This window comes from Xanthomonas sp. SHU 199 (genome assembly GCF_000364665.1).
GTDB lineage: Bacteria > Pseudomonadota > Gammaproteobacteria > Xanthomonadales > Xanthomonadaceae > Xanthomonas_A > Xanthomonas_A sontii.
The window spans coordinates 1-2,640 of sequence record NZ_AQOI01000741.1; the positions used below are offsets into that span (position 1 = coordinate 1).

At 68.2% G+C, this 2,640-nt stretch carries 2 protein-coding genes; both read left to right on the forward strand.

Translation table 11 applies throughout. From position 1 onward, the window contains the following. On the forward strand, nt 1-679 hold a 679-nt coding region (locus D183_RS25490), incomplete at its 5' end, for a methyl-accepting chemotaxis protein (protein ID WP_017910648.1). 795 nt (nt 680-1,474) lie between these two features. Then, on the forward strand, nt 1,475-2,640 hold a 1,166-nt coding region (locus D183_RS0120520; RefSeq protein WP_017910649.1), incomplete at its 3' end, for an MCP four helix bundle domain-containing protein.

Consider the following 2,640-nt stretch of genomic DNA (forward strand, 5'->3'; position numbering starts at 1 on the left):
GGTGACCACCATGAGCGGCATCGAGGATGCGTCGCGGCGCATCGCCGACATCATCTCGGTGATCGACGGCATCGCCTTCCAGACCAACATCCTGGCCCTCAACGCGGCGGTGGAAGCCGCGCGTGCCGGCGACCAGGGGCGCGGTTTCGCCGTGGTCGCCAGCGAGGTGCGCACCCTGGCGCAGCGCTCGGCCAGCGCGGCCAAGGAGATCAAGAGCCTGATCGACGATTCGGTGAGCCGCGTCGCCGAAGGTTCGGTCCTGGTCGACCGGGCCGGCAAGACCATGACCGAGATCGTGACCTCGGTGCAGCGTGTCACCGACATCATGGGGGAAATCTCCGCCGCCTCGCAGGAGCAGTCGGCCGGCATCGAACAGGTCAACCAGACCGTGACGCAGATGGACGAGAGCACCCAGCAGAACGCGGCCTTGGTGGAAGAGGCCAGTGCGGCGGCGCGCTCGATGGAGCAGCAGGCGGTGGAACTGAGCCAGGCGGTGGCGCTGTTCAAGCTCGACGCATCGGCGGCCACGCCGGTAGCGCAGGCGCCGCGGCACCAGGCCACCGCGACGCCCGCGGGCAAGCGCAGCGTCCTTCCGGCAGCGGCCAAGGCCGCACCTGCGCGGCGTGCGGCGCAGCCGGCGGCGGCGATGGCGCTGGACAAGGATTGGCAGGAGTTCTGAGCCGCACGGCGCCTGTCATCGGCGAGCGGCGCAATGCGCGTCGCTCGCCTGTCGCGTGGCGGTTGCCTTGCGGCTGCCGGTGCCGCATCCCGCAGATCCGAGGATGTTCCACTGCGGTCGCGATGCCATGCCTGCCTTGGCGCGGCACGCTGTTTCTGACCGACGCCCACGCCGCGCGCGTGGGCGTGCTGCTCCGTCCTCACGCCTGCGTGGGGCTTACGCGCGTGTGCCCGCGTGAGCATCCAGCATGTCGTCACGGGCGCCGCCGCCGTGCGGCAGACGCCGTGCGCGTGATGCGACGCGTCCCTTGTACGACAGCATCGCTGCCGCCGTGGCTGCGGCCGCGGGTTCCGGCCGACGCTGCGAAGTGACCGCGATCGCGTTCCTGGTCTTCGCACCGTGTGTCGAGGTCGCCGGTGTGCGGCCAATCGGAAAACTTTTTCCTCGCTGCGACCTCGCGCCGCAAGCAAGCGTCGTGCCGGCCGTTGCAACATGACGTGCACGCGCTCTTCACGCGAAAACGCCGATCCGGACGCTGTGCGAATGGCCTCTCCACATCCCTGTGATGTGCCTGAGGGTGTTCAATAAATTCCGTGCAATCGCCTCTCAAGTCCCCGCGCCGGGCGCCGTTACATCGCCCGCACATCGAGCGGGATGCGTCATCAGGCGTCTGATTCAAAACGCTTTTTCACGACTCATTCATCTCGTTCGATGCGGGCGTGCACAACGGCGGCTGGTCGGCGTGCGTGGTCCGCGGCGTTCCATCGCCCCTCTCATTCCCCCAAAGGCCATTCCATGATTGCATTCCTTCAGCGCTACAACGTCGGTGCCCGGCTCGCCACCGCGTTCGGCATCCTCATCCTGTTGTCCTCGGCGCTGGTCGTCGCCGGGCTTCTGACCCTGTTCCAGGCGCGCGAGCGACTGGACGGCATCGTCAACCGCAACATCGCCGCCATCCGCGCGTCCAGCGACATGCTCAACGCCAGTTCGGTCGTGGCCATCAATGTCCGCAACATCGTGTTGCCGACCTCCCAGGAAGACAACATCCGCTTCGCCAAGGTCATCGTCGAGCAGCGCGCACGCTACCAGGAGGCGCGCAAGCGGGCGGGCGCCATCCCCAGCGGTGCGCAGAGCCAGGCCGTGCTGGAGGACGTCGATCGCGCCCGGCAGATGACCGTGGACGTCAACAACCGGGTGATGGATCTGGGCATGCACGACAAGCCGGACGAGGCCCTGGCCCTGCTGATGCGGGAGTCCGCGCCGCTGACGCAGAAATGGCAGGACGCCATCGCCCGCTATGCCGATCTGCAGGCCACCCGCAGCAACGAGGCCTATGCGGAAGCGACGGCGGCGATGGCGCGTGGGCGCGCCATGCTCATCGCCGGCGGACTGGCGGTGGTGCTGGTCAGCAGCCTGCTGGCGTGGCTGATCACCCGCAGCCTGACCGTGCCGCTGAATCGCGCCACCCGTGCCGCCGAGGCCATCGCAGCCGGCCGCCTGGACAACGACGTGGCCACCGACGCGCGTGACGAACCCGGCCGCCTGCTGCTGGCGATGGGTGGGATGCAGACGCAGTTGCAGCGCTTCTCCCGCGAAACCGCGTTGATGATCGAGCTGCACGCCGACAAGGACATCAGCCACCGCATGCCGCAGGACTTCCCCGGCGTGTACGGCGAACTGAGCAAGGGCATCAACACCATGATGTTCGAGCACCTGGACGCCATCGTCGAGGCGGTCGAGATCCTCAACGAATACGCCAACGGCGATCTGCGCCGCGATGCGCGCCGGCTGCCCGGCAGCCGTGCGGTGCTGCACGAGTCGATGGACGCGGCCAAGGCCAGCCTGCTGGCGATCAATACCGAGATCAAGCGCCTGGCCGCAGCGGCCGCGGCCGGCGACTTCAGCGCCCGCGGCGATGCGGCCAGTTTCCAGCACGACTTCCGGCTGATGGTGCAGGACCT